The organism is Neisseria sp. HMSC061H08, from assembly GCF_001836795.1.
GTDB classification, from domain to species: Bacteria; Pseudomonadota; Gammaproteobacteria; order Burkholderiales; family Neisseriaceae; genus Neisseria; species Neisseria subflava_A.
In genome coordinates this window covers 1-259 of sequence record NZ_KV830558.1, presented here as the reverse complement: position 1 = coordinate 259, position 259 = coordinate 1, and the positions used below count along the sequence as shown (strand labels likewise).

The 259-nt window shown below is 66.4% G+C and carries 1 pseudogene; it reads right to left on the bottom strand.

What is annotated here, in order from left to right:
- A pseudogene (locus tag HMPREF2675_RS03435) lies at positions 1–259 on the bottom strand (hypothetical protein); the annotation flags it as partial.

Genomic DNA, 259 nt, shown 5'->3' with positions numbered 1-259 from the left:
GCCTATTGTTCCAATCGACATTCGCCCCTACTGCCGCCGTACCGATATTTCCGCCCGCCGCATAGCCGATTGCCGCCCCGCCCAGTGCGTTGACCGCCGCTTTGCCCGCCGGGCCTAGGTTTTCCGCCGCTTCGTCCAAATACGGTGCGGCAAGGGAAGTGCCGCCGCCGGCCAGTATGCCGCCGAGGTTGCCCGTCGTCAGCCCGCCTGCCGCCCCGTGCAGGATACTCCTGCCTATGCCGCCTTCTTTCCAGGTGTC